Annotated in this window: 16 protein-coding genes; 15 read left to right on the forward strand and 1 reads right to left on the reverse strand. The window is 31.4% G+C overall.

Annotated features, from left to right (window positions below):
• Positions 1–610 precede the first annotated feature (610 nt).
• The 5 genes from DUT90_RS00190 (at position 611) to DUT90_RS00210 (ending at position 9535) form a co-directional block, all read left to right on the forward strand.
• On the forward strand, positions 611–3169 hold the full coding sequence (locus DUT90_RS00190) for a T9SS type A sorting domain-containing protein (protein ID WP_114424699.1): 2559 nt from the start codon (positions 611–613) through the stop codon (positions 3167–3169).
• 191 nt (positions 3170–3360) lie between these two features.
• On the forward strand, positions 3361–5001 hold the full coding sequence (locus tag DUT90_RS00195; protein ID WP_114424700.1) for a sulfatase-like hydrolase/transferase: 1641 nt from the start codon (positions 3361–3363) through the stop codon (positions 4999–5001).
• 12 nt (positions 5002–5013) lie between these two features.
• Positions 5014–6510, forward strand: a complete 1497-nt coding sequence (locus tag DUT90_RS00200) for a sulfatase (RefSeq protein WP_114424701.1) — start codon at positions 5014–5016, stop codon at positions 6508–6510.
• Between the two features lie 9 nt (positions 6511–6519).
• A complete protein-coding gene (locus DUT90_RS00205; RefSeq protein ID WP_114424702.1) occupies positions 6520–7947 on the forward strand; it encodes a sulfatase in 1428 nt (475 codons plus the stop codon).
• A 442-nt stretch (positions 7948–8389) separates the two neighbouring features.
• Positions 8390–9535: a lactonase family protein gene (locus DUT90_RS00210; protein WP_114424703.1), complete on the forward strand. Its 1146-nt coding sequence runs from the start codon at positions 8390–8392 to the stop codon at positions 9533–9535.
• A 14-nt stretch (positions 9536–9549) separates the two neighbouring features.
• Here the strand turns inward: DUT90_RS00210 and DUT90_RS00215 are convergent, their stop codons facing one another.
• On the reverse strand, positions 9550–10590 hold the full coding sequence (locus DUT90_RS00215; protein WP_114424712.1) for a GntR family transcriptional regulator: 1041 nt from the start codon (positions 10588–10590) through the stop codon (positions 9550–9552).
• Positions 10591–10880: 290 nt separating this feature from the next.
• Here DUT90_RS00215 and DUT90_RS00220 point away from each other — a divergent pair, with 290 nt between their 5' ends.
• From DUT90_RS00220 to xylE, 10 genes are all read left to right on the forward strand, one after another.
• On the forward strand, positions 10881–12986 hold the full coding sequence (locus DUT90_RS00220) for a bifunctional aldolase/short-chain dehydrogenase (protein ID WP_181858105.1): 2106 nt from the start codon (positions 10881–10883) through the stop codon (positions 12984–12986).
• 91 nt (positions 12987–13077) lie between these two features.
• Positions 13078–14358: a sugar isomerase gene (locus tag DUT90_RS00225; RefSeq protein ID WP_114424704.1), complete on the forward strand. Its 1281-nt coding sequence runs from the start codon at positions 13078–13080 to the stop codon at positions 14356–14358.
• A gap of 8 nt (positions 14359–14366) precedes the next feature.
• Positions 14367–15743 (forward strand): FGGY-family carbohydrate kinase, encoded by a 1377-nt coding sequence (locus DUT90_RS00230; protein WP_114424705.1) that lies wholly within the window; start codon positions 14367–14369, stop codon positions 15741–15743.
• Positions 15744–15773: 30 nt separating this feature from the next.
• The gene (locus DUT90_RS00235) at positions 15774–17063 is read left to right on the forward strand and encodes a class II aldolase/adducin family protein (RefSeq protein ID WP_114424706.1); all 1290 of its coding nucleotides are present in this window, start codon (positions 15774–15776) and stop codon (positions 17061–17063) included.
• Between the two features lie 12 nt (positions 17064–17075).
• Positions 17076–18224 carry an alpha-hydroxy acid oxidase gene (locus DUT90_RS00240; protein WP_114424707.1) on the forward strand — a complete coding sequence of 383 codons (1149 nt, stop codon included), beginning with the start codon at positions 17076–17078 and terminating at the stop codon, positions 18222–18224.
• A gap of 303 nt (positions 18225–18527) precedes the next feature.
• Entirely contained in the window at positions 18528–19922 is a 1395-nt protein-coding gene (locus DUT90_RS00245) for a cytosine permease (protein WP_114424708.1), read from the forward strand.
• Between the two features lie 3 nt (positions 19923–19925).
• Positions 19926–20093: a hypothetical protein gene (locus DUT90_RS13285; RefSeq protein WP_181858106.1), complete on the forward strand. Its 168-nt coding sequence runs from the start codon at positions 19926–19928 to the stop codon at positions 20091–20093.
• Positions 20094–20310: 217 nt separating this feature from the next.
• Complete coding sequence (locus DUT90_RS00250) at positions 20311–21801, forward strand: xylulokinase (protein WP_114424709.1); 1491 nt, start codon at positions 20311–20313, stop codon at positions 21799–21801.
• A 172-nt stretch (positions 21802–21973) separates the two neighbouring features.
• Positions 21974–23290: a xylose isomerase gene (xylA, locus tag DUT90_RS00255; RefSeq protein WP_114424710.1), complete on the forward strand. Its 1317-nt coding sequence runs from the start codon at positions 21974–21976 to the stop codon at positions 23288–23290.
• 238 nt (positions 23291–23528) lie between these two features.
• Positions 23529–24950: a D-xylose transporter XylE gene (xylE, locus tag DUT90_RS00260; RefSeq protein WP_114424711.1), complete on the forward strand. Its 1422-nt coding sequence runs from the start codon at positions 23529–23531 to the stop codon at positions 24948–24950.
• The last annotated feature ends 443 nt before the right edge of the window (positions 24951–25393 follow it).

A 25393-nucleotide genomic window follows, 5' to 3' on the forward strand; every position in this document is an offset into this window, starting at 1 on the left:
AATTTTAGTTTCTAAGGTTACTTTTTGATAGGTTCTTTTTCGCCAGGGTTCTTTTTTTGTTTTCATAAGTGACTATAATTAATTGATTAATTTTTAGTCAACCTATTTCAGGAAAGTTCATTTATTAAATAAAAAACAACGAAGTAGTATATGTTTAGTGTAATAAAATTAAAATTTTATTGAATAAAACGTAAAACAGAGTTGTTTGTTGGAATTTTTAGACTATCGTTTTGAAAACGATTAAAGGATAAAAAAAATGAGAATTTATTTTTTGATAAAGAATACAAAAAATAATAATAAATGTAATTTTTAAGGCTACAGAGAATAGTGTTTTACAATTAGATTGGATAAAATTTATACAATAATAAAAAAAAGTAAATTTTCAGAAAAAAAGGAATTAAATTATATTTTTTGCTTATTAAAAACACTAAGTAATAAGTAGTAAGTTGCTTATTTACTTCGGTTAATGATTTTTTATAGAAAAAAATAATTAAAAATTCGTCAAGACTCTACATGATAGTATTTATAAAGATTGTTTGTAAATTGCTCCAAAACACAAAAATTTTCAGCTTATTTATAAGCTAAAATGAAGTTATAAACACGTATACAAATGGTATCTAAAGAAAAATTAATTTTAGTTCTATCACTTTTTATTTTTATAGGATTAGAAGCTCAAGTTACATTATCTACAGACTTTACAGATAATGCTAAGCAAAATGAACCTTTACATAACATATGGTCTGTTGCCAACCGCATTAGTCCAAAAAATGGTTCTAATATTCGCCCAGGTCTTAAAATGAACACGGTTAGAATGATAGGAGGTATTAAAAAAGTTGTTGATGGAAAAGATGTAAAAGATTTAGATTTCGACACTTGTTTATATGACTCTATTAACAATAAATATGTGTATAGATTTGAACCACTTATAGATCGAATAAATAAAATTATTAATTCTCAAACAGAACTTCTTCAAATAGTATTAGATCAACCTTCATGGGCATTTCAACATGGCTATACATTTATTCCTACAGGAACTAGAGATAATGTAAATTTTCGTGAAGATGAACAAATTTCTATTTATGGAAACTCTTTACCTCCAGCAGACAAACAAGCATATCATGATTATATAAAAGCTTTAATGACCAAATTAGTAGAAACTTATGGAGAAACGCAAGTTTTGTCTTGGCGATTTAGAATTGGTTCTGAGATAGAAACACCAGATCATTGGTTTGGAACCAAACAAGACTTTATTGAACATTTTGAAAATACAGAACAAGCCATTAGGGCTGTTTTGCCAGAGGCAATTGTAGGGTTACACACAAGAGCTCCAGATTTTATTTTTAAAAACGGAACGGTTTTAAATTATAAAGGCGAACCTTTTGCCTCTTTTGCAGAAGATTTAATAACCTATGCTTTTGATAATAATTTAAGATATGATTTTTGGGGAATATCTGATTATGTAATTATAGGTAACAGTAATTTACGTAATATGAGAACCAAATTTGACAAGCTTTTTGGAGGTTTGGTAAATCATCCTAAATGGAATAGCAATGCTACTATAGATTTGATGGAATATGCAACAGTAACAACTATGAATGGAGCTGATGGAAGAGGGTTTATTAACGCAGAAACAACTCACGCAGAAATAGTGGAATTGTCTTTTTCTAATATTTATTATAAAAATAAAGACAAAGGTTTAGACTTAATTTACAGATGGGGTAATAGAACAGGTTCACAAGATCCTCCAGCAATAACAGCACTAAATTCAATGAATGGTAAAATACATTATGCTTCTGATGTTTCTGGAATTCCTAATACTTCGAGTAATGATATAGATGCCTTTTTTGCGAAAAACGAAACCGCTGCAGAGTACGATATCTTAATTTATAATTACAACGGAAGTTCATTAACTTACAGAACTAATGAAACGGTAAATGTGGAGTTTGATTCTGAATTACCTGCTGGTACAACACTTTATTACAGAAGCTTGTCATATGATGAAACTAATAATAAACTTCAGAATTTTTTACAAGATAACGCTGGATTAGGATATGTAAAAAGCGGATTTAATAATAGAGGATCTGCTGATAGAATTTTGACTGAAGCTGGTTTGGTGGCTTATGAAGCTTACACTAATCCAAATCCACACGAATATACAGATTGGAAAAGTATTGTAACAATTCCAAGAGAAGATGGTGGTGTAGGGTCAAAAATAAATACAACAACAGAGTTAGGTTCTTTTGCTTTTGAAAAATTTGAGTTTAGAACTGAAGATTATTTCGTAGAAACAATTACTCCTGCAACGGTAGTATGGACAAATACAGAAGACTTTTCACCTTGGACTGCAGTTAGCTCTGGAATGACAGTAAATACCGATGATGATAAATTAACCTTAAATTATTCAAGTGGTTTTGTATTTCCTATGGCCGCAATTACAGGTTTAAATATAGATTCTGATTTGTATAGTACACTAAGACTGGTTGTTAAAAATAATACTGAAGGTTCTACCCTCCAAATGGCCGCAAATGTACCTGGTACAGAATTTGCTGCTGGAAGAAAAAAAATAACTATTCCTAATGATGATGAATGGCATACTATAGATGTAGATTTAACCAATTGGTCACATTGGTCTGGAATTATTAATGAGTTCAAGGTTTACGAAAGAGTAAGCACTGGTAGTATTGTGTTTGATAAAATAGAATTTATTCCTTTGGATAGTGAAAATGTATTTGATATTACCATAACAAAAGAAGGTCAAGGTTTGCTAAATTATGCTAGCGGAACTTCTTTTGCGGGACAAAAGTTTAACTTGAGTGCTGTGCCAGATCAAGGTTGGATATTTCAAGGTTGGACAGGAGATATTGTAAGTACAGATAATCCATTAAATATAACAATAAGTAGTAACTTAAATATTGAAGCAACTTTTGTTCAAGAAACGTTATCTACAGATAGTAGTTTTCAAAACAATACTTTTACTGTATATCCAAACCCTAGTTCTAATGGAATATTTACGTTAAAAAATAATGACTCAAAAAAATGGGAAGTTTACGATGTAAGAGGAGTTAAAGTATTGTCTGGAAATGGAAAAACTATAGATGTTTCTAATTTTTCAAATGGCATGTACATTATAAAATTAAACAATACCCACAAAAAAGTATTGTTTAATTAATTTGATAATACACTACTGATGATAAATTTTCTATCTTATTTTTTAAGGTAGAAAATTTTTTGTCATTTTTGCTAAGTCTTAAAATCTAGTAAAATTGCAATTTTTGATACTAGAGTTTATTAGGAATTTGTCAAACTATAAAACAATCATCACAATTGTAAATTTCTATAATCAAACCAAAGTAAACAAGTATGAGTCTATTTTTAAAGATTATAATAAATGTTCTGGTATTACTGCCATTATTGACTTTCTCTCAATCTGAAAAAGAAAAAATAGCAAAACCCAATATTGTATTAATTTTTGCAGATGATTTAGGTTGGGTAGATGTAAGTACAGGAAATACAAATAAAAACAACGGTTCTAAAATTTATGAAACTCCTGTAATCGATAAATTGGCAACACAAGGAATGTCTTTTTCGAATGCCTATACCAATCAAAATTGTGCCCCATCAAGAGCGGCTTTAATTAGCGGACAATATGCTACTGGTGGAGATAATCAGGTGTATAATGTGGGTTCTTTAAAAAGACAAGACAAAAGAACCAAAGGGTTTCCAAATGTACTTATTGAGCCTTTCAAGCAAAAAAAGGTAATTGCAGAAGAGGGTATCAATATCTTTGATGTACTAAAAACAAAAGGATATCAAACTGCTTTAGTAGGTAAAAGTCACGGAACTCCACATCCTTTAGTGGGCGATTATGGAATTGATTTACCAGCAGATATTCATCATATAGTAGCAGCTCCTATTAACGGAAAAAGAACAAAAAAGTTTTATTTAGCCTTAAATTCTGATAAAAAAGGATGGACATTTAATTCGGAGTTTGTAGATAAATATGCAAATCCTTATGATGATGAATACATCAACACAACTTTAAAGCCTTACCACTCTCAAGGAGATGTAGCTCTTTTAAAAGGAACTCCAAAACATCTTACAGATGCCATTGGAGATTTCTCTGTAGATTATATCAAAGAAAAAGCAAACGACCAAAATCCTTTCTTTTTATATGTGCCTTTTCACGCTGTACACACAAAAGTGACAGGTAGAAAAGATTTAACGGAAAAATATCTAAAAAAAGGATTGAACCCTAGAGCAGCAGAGTATGCATCTATGATTGAGTTGTTAGATCAAAACGTAGGAAAAATAAATGACGCCTTAAAAGATCCAAATGGAGATGGTGATTTTTCTGATGATATCACCAACAATACTATTTTCATTTTTTATTCTGATAATGGAGGATTAAGAGAAAATAATCCTTTAAAAGGTAGAAAAGGAAATTTAACAGAAGGTGGTCTTAGAGTGCCTTTAATTTTCAGATATCCAAATGTGATAAAAGAAAATTCAGTAACCAATCAAGCCGTTCATTGCATCGATTTTTTACCCACTTTAGCAGATTTAGCTGATGTAGATATTACCAAATTAAAAAAGAAAGATGGTAGTAAACCTAAATTTGATGGAGCTTCTTTTGCAAAAGTTTTAACAGGAGAAGCAAAAAGAATCTCAAGAAATAATTTGTTTTGGCATCTTCCAGGATATATGGATGAACGTTTTTCGCCATCAACATTAATTCAAACAAGAGTAGGAGAAGAATATTTTAAGTTGTTTTATTTTTATGAAACTGAAGTATTTGAAATGTATAATATCACAAAAGATATTTCTGAAAAAAGAAATGTTTTAAAGAATCCTACATCCAAAGAAATGGAAATCGCTCTACAAATGAATGCAGATATGTTGGCATGGTTAAAAGCTAACAATGCACCTACAGGAACTTGGGTAAAAAATGGAGAAAATGTACCTTTTCCAAAAAAGGATGGGGTAAAAACATATAAAAAATAAGTAGCAAAGACAATGAATAAACAAAACTTACTTTTATTCCCAATACTATGTGCTTCAATTTTACTAGCAGCATGTTCTGGCGTAAAACAAACGGATACAACATCTAAAGCTATTTCTAAAACAAATGCAACACAAACAAAGGAGAATCAACCCAACCTAATTTTTTATTTAGCAGATGACCAAGATGTATATGATTATGGGTGTTATGGCAATGAAAAAGTAAATACTGCTGCCGTAGATCGTTTGGCAGCAGAAGGTATGTTATTTACCAATGCATTTACAGCACAGGCTATTTGTGCACCTAGTAGATCGCAACTTTTTACAGGAAATTATCCTGTTAAAAATGGTTGTTTTGCCAACCATACAGCTACAAGACCCAATATTGAAAGTGTAACTTCTAGAATGAAAAAATTGGGCTACGAAGTTGTTCTGGCTGGTAAAAGTCACGTAAAACCAGCGAGTGTATATCAGTGGGATAGAGAATGGAAACCAGTTCCTAAAAAGGGTGTGCCTAGAGATTATATTCCTTTAGATAGCATAGAAAGTTATTTCCAATCAACCAAAAAACCATTCTGTATGTTTATCACTTCAAAATACCCACATGGAAAGTATTTTGATGTTGAAAATCCAAAAGCAGAAGCTATTAAGTTTTTCCCATTTAATGAGGATAAAAAAAATGACAAAGCTTTTGTAAAAAAGAAAGCAGGGTATTACAGAAGTATTGAAGAAGATAACACACAAATAGAAGGTGTTTTAAAATTGGTAGATGAGTATTTAGATGATAATACATTATTTATTTACAGTGCAGATCACGGGGTTTCAGGTAAATTTACGGTAAAAGATATTGGTTTAAAAGTGCCATTTGTAGCGCGTTGGCCAAAAGTAATTAAACCAGGATCTACTTCAAATCAGTTGATTCATTATACCGACGTTTTGCCAACCTTTATAAAAATTGCAGGAGGGGAATTAGCTGGCGATATGGATGGTACTAGTTTTTTACCCATATTAGAAGGTAAAGATGTATCAGTAAATAAATATGTGTATGGCGTAAGAACCAATCAGAATATCTTAAATTCTGAAGTTTTTCCTTCTAGAATGATACGTAATGCACGTTATAAGTACATACGAAACTTTAATTCAATTGAAGTTTTAGATAAAAATTTAACTGGAAAACCGAATGTAGATTATTTTATAAAACGTGGTGCTACTAAATTTAAAAACGAACCATTGGAGGTGCTTTACGATTTAAAAAATGATCCTTTCGAACAAAAGAATTTAGCAAATAACCCAGAATTACAAGCTGTTAAAGAAACTTTGAAAAAGGACTTATTTAGTTGGATGAAAGCTCAGGGCGATTTTCTTAATGAAAACATAGGAAATATGCCTTTAATTACCGCAAAAGGCAAGCGCGGTTTTAAATTAGATCAAGATACACCTAGACGAAAAATTCCTGATTCGATAAAGAATACATTAAAAGATACCGATTATATTTTTATAAAACACTGGTAACCAAAGAAGATGAATAAGATTTTAATATACACCTGTAGCTTACTGTTGCTTATAGTAGCATGTAAACCAAAAGAAAAAACTGTAGTTGCTCAAAATAAACAAGAGCTTCAAGACAAAAGTCAAAAACCAATGAACGTATTGTTTATTGCTATTGACGATTTAAGACCCGAATTAGGTTGTTATGGCGCCCCACAAGTAAAATCACCAAACATAGATCAATTTGCAAAAGAAGCTGTTGTTTTTAATCGTGCCTACTGTAATGTGCCTGTTTGTGGTGCTTCAAGAGCTAGTTTATTAACAAGTATTTTACCTACAAAAAATCGTTTTATAGATTATAGAGCAAAGGCGCAAGAAGACGTACCAAATGCAAAAACATTACCAAGTCTTTTTAAAGAAGCTGGTTATACTAGTATTTCAAACGGAAAGATTTTTCATTACAATAAAGATGTTCAGGAAGCAAGTTGGAGCGAAAACCCATGGATGCCAAAAGGAGGTCATCGTGTAAGTTATGACCCTACAACTAACAATGTAGTAATGAAATCTGGTAATGGGCGTGTGTATGAAGCACCAGATGTTGAGGACAGCGCATATCCAGATTATAAGATTGCACAAAAAACGATTAAAGATTTACGTCGTTTTAAAAAATCAGGAGAATCTTTTTTTATGGCTTGTGGTTTTTTTCGTCCTCATATGCCGTTTTATGCCCCAAAGAAATATTGGGATATGTATGATAGAGATTCAATAGAGATTGCAGACAACCGTTATTTACCTGAAAATGCGCCTAGTTTATTAAGAGGTAGTGGCGAATTTAAGAGCTATAGTTTTGGTGATTATAAACCAAATACGGAAGCGTTTCATAAAATGATGCGTCATGGGTATTATGCTTGTGTGAGTTATGTAGATCAAATGGTTGGTGAGGTGCTTAAAGAATTAGAAACGCTTGGTTTGGCAGAAAATACGATTGTAGTATTATGGGGCGACCACGGTTGGCATTTAGGAGAGCACGAGTTTTGGGGAAAACACAATACCTTACATAATGCATTACAAGTTCCACTAATTGTAAAAGTACCAGGAAAAGCTAAAGGACAACATACCGAAGCTATGGTAGAAAGTGTAGATATTTATCCTACTATTTGCAACTTAGCTAATATTAAAGCACCAGATTATATTATGGGAAAAAGTTTTACATCGGTTTTAGACGATCCTAAACAATCGTTTAGGAAAAATGTTTATGCACGATTTAAAAAGGCTGACGCAATTGTAAGAGAAAATTTTACCTACTCTTTATTTGAAAATGGAGAAGAGATGTTGTACAATATTAAACAAGATCCTAAAGAAAATAAAAATATAGTAGCAGATGGCAGTAATAAGGTTGTACTTGAAGCAATGAGAGCGGCTTTAAAAACAAAACAAGAATTAGCAAATAGTTATAAGTAACAGATTCATTAGTTTTAATTCATAATCAGCAAAGGGTTTAAATGGTCTCTGGTTAATATGTTACATTTAGTTTTTAAGGTGTGAATTAATTACTTGTAATTAGTGAGGATATAATCTTCAAATAAATTATATAAATAAGTATTTATTAAATTTACAAGATATTAAAGGTACCTGTTGTGCATTTTGAAAAATTCTGTCAATTCGAGTGGATTTTATGATTGAAATGAGTAAAATTTGTATAGAGAATAAGAATTTTTAGCTTATAAATAGTTCTCGATACAATTTTTCGTTACTCAAAATCACTCGAACTTACATTTATCTAGTTTCTGCGTCAAAATGCACAACGAGCTAAAGATATAATAGGTATAGTTTAAAATACTTATAGAATTCAAATAAAAAAACATATTTCTACAAATAAAAGAGTCTCTAAAAACATCAAAAAATGATTTCTAACAAATTTAACCTGCTTTTTATTTTGATAATAGTAAGCTTATTTTTTACTGAATGTAAAAATGAAAAAGAAAAGAAAACGCTACTTTTTGTGGGAAGTTTTACAGACAAAAAACCAGGAAAAGGAATCTATGTGTACGATTTTGACGATAACTCAGGTAAAACAGAATTAAAATCTGTGGTTTCAGATTATAGAAATACTTCATTTTTAAAATTATCGTCCAATGGTAAATACTTGTATTCAGTTGTAGATAGTCAAATGAAAAAAAATGGTAGGGTAGCAGCATTTAAGGTAGATGCTGTTGATGCCAAAATAGAATTGCTCAATATTCGAGATTGTGGAGGGTTAAATCCAGCTCATTTAGAAATAGATAGCTCAGGTAGCTATTTGATAAACTCAAATTATTCAGATGGTAGTTTAAGCATGTTTAAAATAAATAGTGATGGCAGTTTAGCAGAAAACAGTCAGGTCATGCAATTTAAAGACAGTAGTATCATTAAAAGTAGGCAAAAATCGTCTCATATTCATTCAGCGAGTTTTTCGCCAGATGAAAAATATGTATTTGCTCATGATTTAGGAGCAGATAAAATAAGAAGATTTAATGTGTTAGTAGAAAATAGTTCTGCTTCACTCCAAAATCAAAAAGAAATCAAAACAAAATTAGGTAGTGGTCCAAGACATTTTTCTTTTCACCCAAATGGTAACTTTGGGTACCTAGTAAATGAATTGAGTGGTAAAATAAACGCGTATTCCTACACAAACGGAAATTTAGAATTTATCGCAGATTACCCGTCTTATCAACAAAAACAAGAAATTTATAGAACTGCAGATATACACATTTCTCCAGATGGTAAATTTCTTTATGCATCAAATCGTGGTCCTAAAGAGGATAGTATTTCTATTTTTTCAATTAATAAGATAAACGGAACATTGAGTTTGGTAAATCATCAATCTACAGGAGGAGAGCATCCAAGAAACTTTGCTATCCATCCTTCAGGTAAATTTTTAATAGTAGCAAATATGTTTTCTAATGCAATTGTAATTTTTAGAAGAGATGAAATCACAGGTAAACTCACTAAATTAGCAAATAAGATTTCAGTAAGAAACCCATCTAGTATTCAAATAAGAACCTATTAAAAACAAAATAAATTTTATAAAGAATTCCTTATAATAAAATTGAAAGGCACTTTCTTTTTTTCTTGTTTTTTGTTTAAAATAATATTGGCAGCAGATTCTCCCATTATTTTAAAATCTGTAGACATAACGGTAATACCAAGTAGATCTTTTAAAGGAGTTTCATTATAAGAAATAATACCTATTTCTTTACCTATAGAGTACTCGTTTTCTCTAACCTGTTTCACCAAGTTTACGAGATCTACTTCTTCGATTGTAATAAATAAGTCACCTTTTTTCAAAATCATATCATCATAAATTTCATTCATGATTTCAAAATCCAATTTATATTCTATACAGAACTTTTTGAAACCATGTAAAATTCTTCGAGGATAAGGGTAGACAGATTTGTCAGGATAAACTAAAATTACTTTTTTATATTTTTTTATTTTTGTTAAGCCTTCTACAAGAGCAGAATAAATGTCATTTTCAAAATCTTGGTATATAACAGATCCTTTAACTTTATAGTCTGGTTTTATATTATCTAAGAGAATTAATTTGTCTTCTGGTATTTTTTTTAAGGCTTTTAAGACTTTATCAGTAAAACTAACATGTGTTAGATTCTCTGTTTTAAAATGAGGCATTACAATAAAATAATCATAGGCAGATTTATTTTTATCTAACAGATTTAAAAATAAAGTTTCATCACAATGATAAATATGTAAATCTGTATGAGAATTACCGCCAATACTATTTATAAAATGATTGTAAATTCTTAGTTTATATGAGCTTAATTTATTAACTAAAAATAGAATATTAACCTTAGATATAAGTTTGGTTCTAGAAATATAAAATCCTTTTCCTCTTATAGAAGTAATAATGTTACGTTCTTTTAAAATACTATAAGCTTTTTCTACAGTATCTCTTGATAAATAAAACTCTTCACTAAACATATTTATTGATGGGATTTTTTGATCCATCGTTAAATTGCCTAAAGAAATATTGTAAATGATAGAATCTATAATCTGCTGGTATTTAGGTACCCTTGAGTTTTCATCTATTTTTATGAGTTTCATCATGTCCATACTAAAACATTTATCCTAATTTTATAACTAAACTTATAAATATCAAATTTAATAAAAGTGGTATAAATACACCAACGATATTCAAATAGATTTAGGTTTAGTTAATATACTAAATAAAAGTTAATTTTATCAGTGTTTAAAAGGGTTTTAAGGACTTTGTGTTTTCTTTTTTTTTAAAATTAATTAAAATAATTTCTAGATTTTTGGAATTTACGGTATAGTACAGGATACAAAAGTTTACTTACAAACGTAATTTTGATTTATAAACTTATGACTAACAAATAATGAAAGAAATTACAAAAAGTTTTAAATACGTTGATTATTTATGGGATGAGGAGAAAGCTTCTTCTTTAGGTGACAACCAAGTTGAACTATTTTTATACCGTTCAAATATCCTAGGAGCTGATTTGAGAATTACCAACTACGGAGGAGGAAATACTAGTTGTAAAACGATAGAAAAAGACCCATTAACAAATGAAGATGTTGAGGTAATGTGGGTTAAAGGTTCTGGTGGAGACATAGGAACGTTAACTCGCTCAGGAATTGCAGGTTTGTATACAAACAGACTACGTGATCTAAAAAATGTTTACCAAGGTTTACATGATGAAGATAGAATGGTAGGTTTGTTTAATCATTGTATTTATGATTTAGATAGTAAAGCGCCTTCAATAGATACACCATTACACGGTTTATTACCATTTGCTCATATAGATCACTTACATCCAGATGCATTAATTGCTGTGGCAGCAGCAAAAGATAGTGAAAAAGTTACCAAAGAAATTTGGGGAGATACTATGGGATGGGTGCCTTGGCAAAAACCAGGTTTCGATTTAGGTTTGCAATTGGAAAAATGTTTAGCTGATAATCCTGGAATTAGAGGTATTGTTTTAGGTAGTCATGGTTTATTTACTTGGGGAGATACTTCTTACGAGTGTTACATGAATAGTTTAGAAGTTATTGAAATGGCTTCTGAGTACATAGAGCAAAAATTAAAAGAACAAGGTGAGGTTTTTGGTGGTCAAAAAGTTGAAAGCTTACCGAAAGAAGAACGTTTAGAAAAAGCAGCTCAATTAATGCCGTTATTAAGAGGTTTGTGTTCTTCTGAAAACAGAATGATAGGTCATTTTTCTGATACTGATGTTGTAATGCAATACATTAATAGTCACGATTTAGAAAGGCTAGCTCCAATGGGAACTTCTTGTCCAGATCACTTCTTGAGAACTAAAATTCAACCTTTAGTTTTAACGTTAGATAAAAATGAAGACTTATCTGATGCAGATGCAATAAAAGCAAAGTTAGAGCCTGCTTTTGAGGCGTATCGTCAAGAGTATGCAGATTACTATAATACTTGTAAAAAAGACAATAGTCCTGCAATTAGAGATGCAAATCCAGTAATTATTATTTATCCTGGAGTAGGTATGTTTAGTTTTGCAAAAAACAAACAAACTACTAGAGTTGCTAGCGAATTTTATATCAATGCAATTAATGTAATGCGAGGAGCAGAAGCAATTACAGAATACACTTCTTTACCAAGACAAGAAGCTTTTGATATCGAGTATTGGTTGTTAGAAGAAGCTAAGTTGCAACGTATGCCTAAAGAGCAGCCATTATCTAGAAAAGTAGCTTTAGTTACTGGTGCAGGAGGTGGAATTGGAAAGGCAATTGCAGATAAATTAGCAGCAGAAGGAGCTAACGTTGTTTTAACAGATATTAATGAAGAGGCTTTAGTAGAGGCTAACGCAACATATAAAAGAGATGTGTCTACATACGCTGTTTGTGATGTAACTAGTACAGAGTCTATTGAGAGTGCATATAAAAAAGCAATTGTAGAATTTGGCGGTGTAGATATTATTGTACACAGTGCTGGTTTGGCAATTTCTAAGCCTTTAGCAGATACTACAGACAAAGACTGGAATATTTTACAAAGTATTTTAGTAAAAGGTCAGTTTGATTTAGCAAAACAATTTGCAGCTATCGTTCGTAAACAAGGTTTAGGAGGAGATTATATTGCTATTGCAAGTAAAAACGGATTAGTTGCTGGACCCAATAATGTGGCTTATGGAACTGCAAAAGCAGCACAACAACACATGGTACGTTTGTTAGCAGCAGAATTAGCTAAAGATAAAGTAAGAGTAAATACAGTAAATCCTGATGGGGTTATCGTAGGAAGTAAAATATGGGAAGGAGCTTGGGCTGAAGGTAGAGCTAAAGCAAACGGAATTACCGTAGAAGAGTTACCTGCTTTTTATGCAAAAAGAAACTTACTTCACGAAATTATAACACCAGATGATATTGCAAACGGAGTTTTCTCTTTAGTAGGAATTCTAGATAAATCTACAGGTAATATTATAAATGTAGATGGAGGAATGGCTAATGCATTTGTCAGATAATAAAAATAATTTAATTTGAATTGAGACAAGACTTCTATAAATTTTAACATGGTTTATAGAAGTCTTCCTTAATTAAGAACATAATACAAGAATGAAAATTAATCAATCAGAAATCTCCGATTACAATCAGAAAGTTGTAAAAGATCATAATGAAAACTTCGATTTTTTATCAAGTAAATTAACCAACCAAGGAAAAGATGTAAATGATATTGTAGCTAAATTAGCAAAGTTTCAAATCGCAATTCCAAGTTGGGCTTTAGGTGCAGGAGGAACTCGTTTTGGGCGTTTTTCTTTTTACGGAGAACCAACTAATTTAGAGCAAAAAATAGAAGATATAGGTGTTTTACATAGTTTAACGCAAACAGCAGGAGCAGTATCTTTACACATTCCATGGGATATTCCTTCAGACTATGCAGCTATCAAAGAAAAAGCAAATGCTTTAAATATCAAATTTGATGCGGTTAACTCTAATACATTTCAAGATCAAGCAGGAGCTGCAGAAAGTTATAAATACGGTTCTTTAAGCAACACAAGTAAAGCAGTTAGAGATCAAGCAATACAACATAACTTAGATGTTATTAAAATAGGAGATAAATTAGGTTCTAAAGCATTAACAGTTTGGTTGGCAGATGGTTCTAGTTTTCCTGGTCAGAATAATTTTCAAACTGCATTTCAAAATACACAAGACAGTTTAATAGATATTTATAAGGGGTTACCTGATGATTGGAAATTATTAGTAGAATACAAACCTTATGAGCCTAACTTTTATAGTACTGTAATTCAAGATTGGGGAGCTTCTTTGATGTTAGCTAATGGATGTGGAGATAAAGCGTATACTTTAGTAGATTTAGGACATCACTTACCAAATTCAAATATCGAACAAATTGTGTCCATTTTACAATTAAAAGGTAAGTTAGGTGGTTTCCATTTTAACGATAGTAAATATGGTGATGATGATTTAACAGTAGGGAGTATTAAACCTTATGCCTTATTCTTAATTTTTAACGAATTGGTTTATGGTATGCAAAACAACCCTCAAAACCCAGATTTAGCGTGGATGATAGACGCTAGTCATAACATCAAAGATCCTTTAGAAGATTTAATTCAATCTTTAGAAGCTATTCAAGAAGCATATGCTAAAGCATTATTAATAGATCAAGCCGCATTAAGAACAGCGCAACTAGAAAATGACGTTGTAAAATGTCAAGAAATTTTACAAGGAGCATACAGAACAGATGTAAGACCATTGTTAGAAAAAGCACGTATAGACTCTAATGGAGCAATTAATCCTTTAGAGGCATACAGAACTTTAAAAGTAAGAGATCAATTAATTAAAGAAAGAGGTAAAAATACAGTAGCAACTGGTTTATAGAAATTTTCATGAAAAAAAAGGTAACTGCAGTTTTTGATATTGGTAAAACAAACAAGAAATTTTTTCTTTTTGATAAAGATTTTAAGGAAGTTCATAAAGAATACGCTTCTTTTGATGAGATAGAAGATGAAGATGGTCATCCAACAGAAGATATCTATGCATTACAAAACTGGTTGAAAGAAGTTTTTCATAAAATTTTAAAGTCAGAAGATTTTTCGGTAAAAGCAATTAATTTTTCGACATACGGTGCTAGTTTTGTGCATTTAGGTGAAAACGGAGAAATTTTAGCTCCTCTTTATAACTACACAAAAGAAATAGATCCTAAAATTGCAGATAAATTTTATGAAGAATATGGAGATAATTTAGAATTAATTAGAACTAGTGGTTCTTCTAGATCTCCAGGTTTATTAAATTCTGGTTTACAGTTGTATTGGATAAAATATGCTAAACCAGAAGTTTTTAAAAAAATAAAATATTCGCTTCATTTACCTCAGTATTTAAGTTATATTTTCTCTGGGGTTCCATTAAGTGAATTTACTAGTATAGGATGCCATACTACCTTGTGGAATTACGAAACGAAAGATTACCAAGATTGGGTTTATAAAGAGGAAATTCATAAGATTTTACCTCCTATAGTTTCTACAGAAACTAGTTTAAATATGAATTATAATGGAAAAAGAGTAAAAATAGGTGTTGGTATTCATGATAGCTCTTCTGCCCTTTTACCTTATGTTAGAAGTGTAAAAAAACCTTTTGTTTTAGTATCTACAGGTACCTGGAGTATTGCTTTAAATCCATTTGTAGATACTCCTCTAACCCTAGATGATGTTAATGCAGACTGTATTAATTACATGAGAATTAACGGAAAACCAGTTAAATCGTCTAGACTGTTTTTAGGAAATGAATACAAGGTTCAAGTAACAAAATTATCAGAAAAATTTGGTAAAAATAAAGATTATCACAAAACAATAGCTTTTGATTACAAAGCTTACTCAGAAATCCTTCAAGATTTTAAACATTCTTTTAAATGGGAATCTTTTGAGCACGAAAAAATGCCTCAAGAGACAAGCTATATGTACGACACTTTTGAACATGCATACCACCATTTAATGATAGAACTGGTAATGTTACAAGTAGAGAATATTAATAGGATTGCAGATACGCAAAAAATTGATAGACTATACGTAGATGGAGGCTTTACAGACAATGATATTTATATAAAATTATTATCACATTATTTGCGTGGAATGAAACTAAGAACTACAAAAGCTTCATTGGGTTCTGCACTTGGTGCTGCTATTGCTATTTCTGATACTAAATTGAATTCTAAGTTTTTAAAGAAAAATTACGCACTAAAAAAGCATGTGCCTTTTATTGTAAATTAATAATTTAATTGCTAGAAAAAAAGAAAATTAATGTCTAAGAATATCAAATTTATTCACCCTAGAGACCAAATTACAGAAGTAATTAGTAGAATTTACAAACGAGGTATGACAACCACTTCTGGTGGAAATATATCTATTATAGATGATAACGGAGATATTTGGGTAACACCCTCTGCAATAGATAAAGGTTCACTAAGAGCATCAGATATTATTTGTGTAAAAAAAGACGGTACTATTGTTGGTAAACATAAACCTTCATCAGAATTTCCTTTTCATAAAGCAATTTATGAAGCAAGAAAAGATATTAAATCTGTAATTCATGCTCACCCTCCAGCTTTAGTGTCTTTTAGTATTGTTCGTCAAATACCAAACACAAATATTATTTCTCAGGCAAAACACATTTGTGGTCCTATAGGATACGCTAAATATGAGATTCCTGGAAGTGAAGATTTAGGTACAGTCATTGCAGATGAATTTAAAAAAGGATTCAAGGCAATTATTATGGAAAATCACGGAACTGTTTTAGGTGGAAGTGATTTAACAGACGCATATGAAAGATTTGAAGCATTAGAGTTTTGTGCTAAAACAATTTTACATGGTTCTCAAATTGGTACTCCAAAGTATTTAAGCGATGCGCAAATTAACGAATTTGAAACCCAGGCCACAGGAGTTTTACCAGAAATGGAGTATACTTCTTATCCACCAAATGAAGTTGAAAAACGCCTCAAAATTTGTAATATTGTAAAACGTTCTTGCGAACAAGGTTTGATGATTAGTTCATACGGAACTGTGTCAATGCGACTTGAAAACAATGATTTCATCATCACCCCAACAGGTAAAAACAGATGGGATATAGATTTGGATGATATCGTTCAGATAAAAGATGGTTATAGAGAGGCTGGTAAAATACCAAGTAGAGCTACCTGGATTCATCAAGAAATTTATAATAGAAATCCAAATGTAAATTCTATTATAATGACACAGTCTCCATATTTAATGGCATTTGGAGTTACAGGTGAATACTTAAATGTAAGAACTATTCCAGAAAGCTGGATATTTTTACAAGATATTAATTTTGTTGAGTATGGTCATCATTTTAGAAAAAACAATAATTCTGAGATTGTAGACAATTGCCCAACAGCACTAATTATAGAAAACGACTCTGTTATTATAACAGGAGATAAATTATTGCAAACTTTTGATTATTTAGAAGTTGCAGAATTTAGTGCAAAATCTATTGTTTTAGGACACTCTTTAGGAGAAATGGTTCCTATAAATGATAAACAAGTAGAAGATTTAAGAAAGAAGTTCCTAACTTAAAAAATAAAATATATGGCAATATCTTTTGATACAAGATACCCTTCAGTAGATGATTTAAGAAAACGCGCGCAGAAAAAAATACCAAAATTTGCTTTTGAGTATTTAGATGGAGGTTGTAATGAAGACGTTAATTTAATTAGAAATACGTCAGAATTAAGGGAAGTACAATTAAAACCAAATTATTTAAGAAAACATCACGGTTCATCATTAAAAACCAAATTATTTGGTATTGAGTATGATGCGCCTTTTGGGATTTCACCTGTAGGTTTACAAGGGCTGATGTGGCCTAACTCTCCAGAGATATTGGCTAAAGCAGCATTTGAGCACAATATTCCTTTTATATTAAGTACAGTAACAACAACAAGTATAGAAAGAGCAGCAGAATTGACTGAAGGTAAAGCTTGGTTTCAATTGTATCATCCAACAGAAAACAGGTTGAGAGATGATATTATTAAAAGAGCAGCAGCAGCAGAGTGCCCAGTTTTGGTAATTTTATGCGATGTGCCTACTTTTGGATTTAGACCAAGAGATATTAGAAATGGATTGGCAATGCCGCCAAAAATGAATCTAGCGAATATTTTGGAAGGCTTTACGCATCCGCATTGGAGTTTACAAACGTTAAAACACGGAATTCCAAATTTTGCAACTTTAAAACCTTACATGCCTAAGAATTTAGACTTAAAACAATTAGGGAAATTCATGGATGAAACCTTTTCAGGGAGATTAAACGAAGAAAAAATAAAACCAATTCGCGATATGTGGAAAGGTAAAATAGTATTAAAAGGTGTTGCATCAGAATATGATACTGAACAAGCAATCCGTCTAGGTTTAGATGGTATTATAGTGTCAAACCACGGAGGTCGTCAATTAGATGCTGGAGAGTCTACTATTAAACCATTAACTACAATAGCAGAAAAGTATGGAGATCAGATAGAGGTAATGATGGATAGTGGAGTTCGTTCAGGTCCAGATGTTGCAAGAGCTATGGCAAGTGGTGCTAAATTTACCTTTATGGGACGCTCATTTATGTATGGAGTTTCTGCATTAGGTAAAAAAGGAGGAAACCACACAATATCACTAATAAAAACAGAATTACAACAAGTAATGGAACAATTGTGTTGCGAAAAAACTTCCGATTTTCCAGATCATTTGGTGAAATAAAAAAATAGTAAATTAAATTTCTTATTCGCGTATTTATCAGTTTTTATACTGTCAAATACGCGATTTTTTTTAAATATTAGCAATAGAACACTTCAATTCAGTAATATACTTCACACAGAATTTTATTATTTTAAGAGGTGAACTTTGTAAAAATTATAGGTTTTTTTAAAGCGGCATAGTGCAGGATACAAAATGCTTTTGGTTGCACTATTTTCGTTATTACCAATCTTCTTAAAAAAGAGTGAAGATTTGTAGTTTATAAACGACACAAATACTACTAATTAACTAAATTAAAATACAATTATGGCAGAAAATCACGTAGAAGAACTTGTTCTTGAGAGTAATTCAGGAGGAGAGTTCGAAAGAGCACCTGTGCCTAAATCTAGATTAAAAGGATGGAAATCTTTTTTAGGAATGTACGCAGGAGAGCATGCTGCTGGTACAGAATTTATGATAGGGCCTTTATTTTTGGCAGCAGGAGCAAGTTTAAAAGATTTAGCTTTAGGCTTATTAATTGGAAATATACTAGCAATTCTTACATGGAGATATTTAGTAGCTCCTATTGCTGTATCTAGTAAGTTAACTTTGTATTTTCAGCTAGAAAAAATTGCAGGAAAACACTTAGTAAAAGTATATAATGTGGTAAACGGGGTGTTATTTTGTTTCTTAGCAGGCGCTATGATAACAGTTTCCGCTAGTGCAGTTGGTATTCCTTTTGGAATTAGTTTTTCAGTGCCAGAGAATATTTTTGGTCTAAGTAGTCCAGCTTTTTCTGTAATTGTAATTATTGTTGGTTTAGTAATGGCTATTGTAGCAGCTGCAGGATATAATACTGTATCTAAATTTGCAAATATAGCTGCTCCTTGGATGATTATTGTTTTTGCAGCCTGTGGATTATCTGCATTAACACAAATGGAAGTAAATTCCTGGGAGACTCTTTTAGCAGAATGGGATAAAGGAATAGACGTAGTACAATCTATAAATGGTAAGGCAGATTTTGGCTTCTGGAAAATTGTAATATTCTCTTGGTTGTGTAATGCAGCAATGCATTTTGGTATGGCAGATTTATCAATCATGCGTTTTGCTAAAGATAGTCGTGCAGGATGGGGTCCTTCAATAGGTATGTTCTTAGGACACTATATGGCTTGGATTTGTGCATCTTTTATGCTAGCAGCTCAAATTAAACTTACTGGAGATATTTCTGCAAACCCTGGAGCTTTAGCTTGGAGTGCTGTAGGTTGGACAGGTATTATTTGTGTAATTGTAGCAGGTTGGACCACGGCAAACCCAACAATATATAGAGCAGGTTTAGCCTTTCAAAGTTTATTCCCAGCCAAAGCAAAATCTTACTCAGGTGTTATTTTAGCTGGTTTAATAGCAACAATAGCCGGTATTTTTCCTGCATTGTCAGGTAAACTACTTGATTTTGTAGGTTTATATGGTACTATATTAGGGCCAATGGGAGGTGTGATTTTTGTCAATCACTATTTTGCAAAAAAAATGGGGTTCACGCAAGATTATGCAGATAAAAATGGTTCTAGTTTTAACGTGTCAGTCCTATTAGCTTGGGCAGCACCAGTAGCACTAGGACTATACTTTATATTTAGCAAGGGTGTATTTCCTGCTTATGCAGTAATACCGTGTTGGATTGCTTCTAGTTTATTATATATACTTTTAATGAAACTTTTAAAATCTTAAATTATGAAAATACTAAAATCAATAAGTGCTTTTTCTATAGGTGTTTTAATATTACTAGCTAGTATTCTTTCATTTTTAGGAACAATAGAAGCAAATAGTGTTAAAACCTTAATGTTGGTAGGTACAATCTTATGGTTTATTGTTACACCTTTCTGGATGAAAGAAGAGTAACATAAAAAAAAATAAAATTATAATATGGAAAAGATTAAAGAATTTATTACGGTGCTATTTTTAATAGTGTCTCTTCCTTTTGAGTTAACTAAAGGAAAAAAAAGAAAGGTAAAAAAACAGATTAGGAGTTATTTTTTTTAGATGTACATAGTCTCTTTTAATAGTAAATATACTGTTTAACCAAAGAGAAAAAAACATAGAGGTGTAAAATTAAAATATGACAAAGTATTATTTAGGGCTAGACATAGGAAGCTCGTCAATAAAAGCCGCAATAGTTGAAAAAGATACTGGTAAAAGTATAGGAGTAGTACAAGAACCGAAAGAAGAAATGGGTATGTTTGCTCAAAAAAATGGTTGGGCAGAGCAAGAACCAAATGATTGGTGGCTTCATATATGTAATGCCATAAAATCTTTAAAAAAACAATATAATATAAATAGTAATCAAATAAAAGGTGTAGGTATATCTTACCAAATGCATGGGTTAGTGTTAATTGATAAAGATGGTAACCCCTTAAGAAAAAGTATTATTTGGTGCGATAGTAGAGCTGTAGAAACAGGTAACAAAGCGTTCTCAGAAATAGGTGAAGATAAGTGTTCTACCCAACTATTAAACTCTCCAGCTAATTTTACAGCTTCAAAGTTAAAATGGGTAAAAGATAATGAACCAGAGATTTACAACAAGGTTTATAAGTTTATGTTACCTGGAGATTATATTGCTTATAAATTTTCAAATACAATAAATACGACCATTTCAGGTTTGTCAGAAGGTATTTTTTGGGATTTTAAAAATGATACTTTAGCAACGTTTTTATTAGAGCATTATGGTATAGATGCCGCTTTAGTACCAGAGATTGTAGATACTTTTGGAGTACAAGGTTTAGTAGATGAAAAAGGAGCTTTAGAAAGTGGGTTAGCAGTAGAAACGCCTATTCTTTACAGAGCAGGAGATCAGCCAAATAACGCGTTATCATTAAACGTTTTTAATCCAGGAGAAGTAGCTGCAACAGGAGGTACCTCTGGTGTTGTTTATGCAGTAACAGATAGTTTATCTGCCAAAGAAAGTTCGCGTGTTAATAATTTTGCACACGTAAATTATCGTAAAGAAAAAGCAATAAACATTGGTAAGTTGTTATGCATCAATGGCGCTGGAATTCAATACCGCTGGTTGTTAAATAACCTAGCAGTATCTTCTTATGAGGAAATGAATAATTTAGCTTCTCAAATACCTGTAGGTTCAGATGGTGTTTGCCTAATTCCTTTTGGTAATGGAGCAGAAAGAATGCTAAACAATAAAGAAATTGGTACCCGTATTGTAAACATGAATTTAAACAACCACCACAAAGGGCATATGTGTAGAGCTGCATTAGAAGGTATTGCTTTTTCATTTGTTTATGGTATGGAAATTTTAACTTCAGACGGTATAAAACCTACAGTTATAAGAGCAGGTAATGATAACCTATTTAGGTCAGAAATATTTGCAAATACAGTAGCAACACTTATAGAACAAGAAATAGAAATATACAATACAACAGGGGCAATAGGTGCAGCAAGAGCAGCTAATTTGCACAAAGGAGATTTCAAATCTTTCGGAAAAGTAATTATGGACAACGATCATGTAATGACATTTATGCCATTTAAAGACAAAAAACCATATATAGAAGCCTATAATAATTGGAAAAAAGAACTAGAACTTATAGTACATAAATAACATTAGGGCGTTTCTTTATTCTGAAAGCATTCAGAATGTAAAGGCGGGCTTTCAGCAGTCGCTTTTTGTGTTGCATAAAGGCAACAACACAAAAGAGCTTCAACAAATGCTTCAATCCCTAACGCAAAAACACATATAAATAACATTAAATACCCATATAAACATTTAAAAAATGGCAAATACAGAATATTTTAAAGGAATAGATAAAATACAATTTGAAGGAAAAGAATCAGACAATCCATTAGCATTTAAATATTACAATCCAGAGCAAGTAGTTGCTGGAAAAAAAATGAAAGATTGGTTCAAGTTTTCAATTGCATACTGGCACACATTCTGTGGTCAAGGTTCAGATCCATTTGGTCCAGGAACACAAAACTTCGCTTGGGATCAATCTACAGACCCAATTCAAGCAGCAAAAGATAAAGCAGATGCAGCATTTGAGTTTATTAATAAAATGGGTTTTGATTATTTTTGTTTTCATGACTATGATTTAGTACAAGAAGGAGCAACTTTTTCAGAATCAGAATCAAGATTAAATGCAATAACAGATTACATTAAAGGAAAACAAGCAGAAAGTGGTGTAAAATTACTATGGGGTACAGCAAATTGTTTTTCTAACCCTCGTTATATGAATGGGGCTTCAACAAATCCAGACTTTAATGTAGTTGCAAGAGCAGGAGGTCAAGTAAAATTAGCTTTAGATGCTACTATTAAATTAGGTGGAGAAAATTACGTATTCTGGGGTGGTAGAGAAGGTTATATGTCTCTATTAAATACAGATATGGGGCGTGAGTTAGATCATATGGCGCAGTTTTTAACTATGGCTAGAGATTATGCTAGAGCTCAAGGATTTGAAGGAACTTTCTTTATAGAACCAAAACCAATGGAGCCTATGAAGCATCAGTATGATTTTGATTCTGCAACAGCAATAGGTTTCTTAAAAGAGTATGGTTTAGATAAAGATTTTAAAATGAATATTGAGGTAAACCACGCAACTTTAGCCCAACATACAATGCAACATGAACTTGCTGTAGCTGCAAAAGCAGGAATGTTAGGAAGTATAGATGCCAATAGAGGAGATTACCAAAACGGATGGGATACAGATCAATTTCCAAACAATATTCAAGAAACAACAGAAGCAATGTTGGTATTTTTAGAAGCAGGTGGTTTACAAGGAGGAGGTGTTAATTTTGATGCAAAAATTAGAAGAAACTCAACAGACATGGAAGATGTATTTTTAGCACACATAGGTGGAGCAGATACCTTTGCAAGAGCTTTAATTACAGCAGATAAAATCTTAACATCATCTGCATATACCTCATTAAGAGAAAAAAGGTACAGCTCTTTTGATGCTGGTAAAGGTGCTTCTTTTGAGAAAGGAGAATTAGCATTGACAGATTTATATAAAATAGCTCAAGAAAATGGAGAGTTACCATTAACTAGTGGTAAGCAAGAGTTGTTTGAAAATATAATAAATCAATATATCTAATAACCCGTTGTGCATTTTGGCGCAGAAACTAGATAAATGTCAGTTCGAGTGATTTTGAGGAACGAAAAATTGTATCGAGAACTACTTATAAGCTAAAAATTCTTATTCTCGATACAAATTTTACTCATTTCAATCATAAAATCCACTCGACTTGACAGAATTTTTCAAAATGCACAACAGGTATCTAATAAATTTATATTAGATTTAAAATATAAACAATTACACTAAAACATATCTTATGAAATCATCCAATTCTAAATATTTATTAAAACTAACCTTGGTAGCAACTCTTGGAGGTCTCCTTTTTGGATACGATACAGGTGTTATATCTGGTACCGTTGGTTCTTTAGAAAGCTTTTTTGTTACTCCTAAAGGGCTTGCAGAAGGAGCTGCAAATGCATTTAAAGGCTTTTTAGTGGCAAGTGCTTTAATTGGATGTATTATAGGTGGTATTTTTGGTGGATTGGTTAGTAAAAAACTAGGAAGAAAGAAAGGATTAATTTTAGCAGCAATACTATTTTTAATATCTGCTCTTGGTTCTGCAATGCCAGAAATGTTATTGGCACCTATAGGAGAACTAGATCATACATTTTCTACAGTTTTTATTATATATAGAATTGTTGGAGGTATCGGTGTAGGTTTGGCGTCTATGTTATCTCCTTTATATATAGCTGAAATTGCACCTGCAGATACGCGAGGTAAATTAGTGTCATTCAATCAACTTGCAATTGTAGGTGGTTTTATGGTAGTTTATTTTGTAAACTATTTTATTTCTAAAGGAGGTGGTTCTGATGAATGGCTTAATGAAGTTGGATGGAGATGGATGTTTGCTTCAGAAATTATTCCTGCAGGATTGTTCTTAGGGTTACTGTTTTTTGTGCCAGATACTCCACGTTCTTTAATGCTTAAAAACAAACCAGAAGAAGCTTTAGAAGTACTTAAAAAAGTAAACGGAGAACAAAGAGGTATAGAAATTTTAGGAGAAATTGAAGCTTCTATGAATGAAACCAGTACATCAGAAAGCTTATTGTCTTTTGGATGGTTGGTTATTATTATAGGTGTATTGTTATCTGTCTTTCAGCAATTTGTAGGTATTAATGTGGTACTGTATTATGCACCAGAGATTTTTAAAACTATCTCATCAGGAACAAATAGTGCCTTGTTAATGACTATTATTGTAGGGGTAGTAAACTTCTTGTTTACAATTATAGCTATAAAAACAGTAGATAAATACGGTAGAAAACCTTTAATGATTATTGGTGCTTTAGGTATGGCAATAGCCATGTTCTCTTTAGGTTTTGTATTTTATGCAGAAGGTTCTGGTTATGGAGCTTTACTATCTATGATGCTATATGTAGCTAGTTTTGCAATGAGTTGGGGGCCTGTAACATGGGTGTTGTTATCAGAAATTTTTCCAAATAAAATTAGAGGAAAAGCCTTAGCAATAGCCGTTGCAGCGCAATGGGTTTCTAACTATTTGGTATCATTAACTTTCCCGATGATGAATGACAACTCTTACTTAACAGAACAATTTAATCATGGTTTTGCGTATTGGATTTATGGAATAATGAGTGTTTTAGCAACATTATTTATTTTAAAATATGTACCTGAAACTAAAGGAAAAACGCTAGAAGAATTAGAAGATATTTGGAAAAAATAAGGTTCAATTATTTTATAGTAAAACCTCAATTTATGTTTCTATAAATTGAGGTTTTTTAGTTGTTACATCTACAATTTTTAAAAAAATAAAAGATGTCATCTAATCCTTTGTCTGTTATTTAATAATTCAATATGTCTTTTAGGTCAAATACCGCAAAAATTGATGTTATGTCCATAATCTTAATTGTGCTATTAGTTATCAATAAAGCATACAGCATACCATCAAAATAGCAATTTAAAGTTGTTTTATATACCGTACATATTCATGAAAAATATGAAGAAGTTATAGTATGTCAACTAGTACGAACTAGTGGGTTTGTTTTAATTAACGTGAGTTCGATGTAAAATAGATGATTTATTATTATGAAAAAAGCAGAATATTTAGTAAATTAAAGTACTGAATTTCAATTTATTAACAAATACTCTGCTTATGATTTCTGACGA

This window comes from Polaribacter sp. WD7 (genome assembly GCF_003335085.1).
Lineage (GTDB): Bacteria > Bacteroidota > Bacteroidia > Flavobacteriales > Flavobacteriaceae > Polaribacter.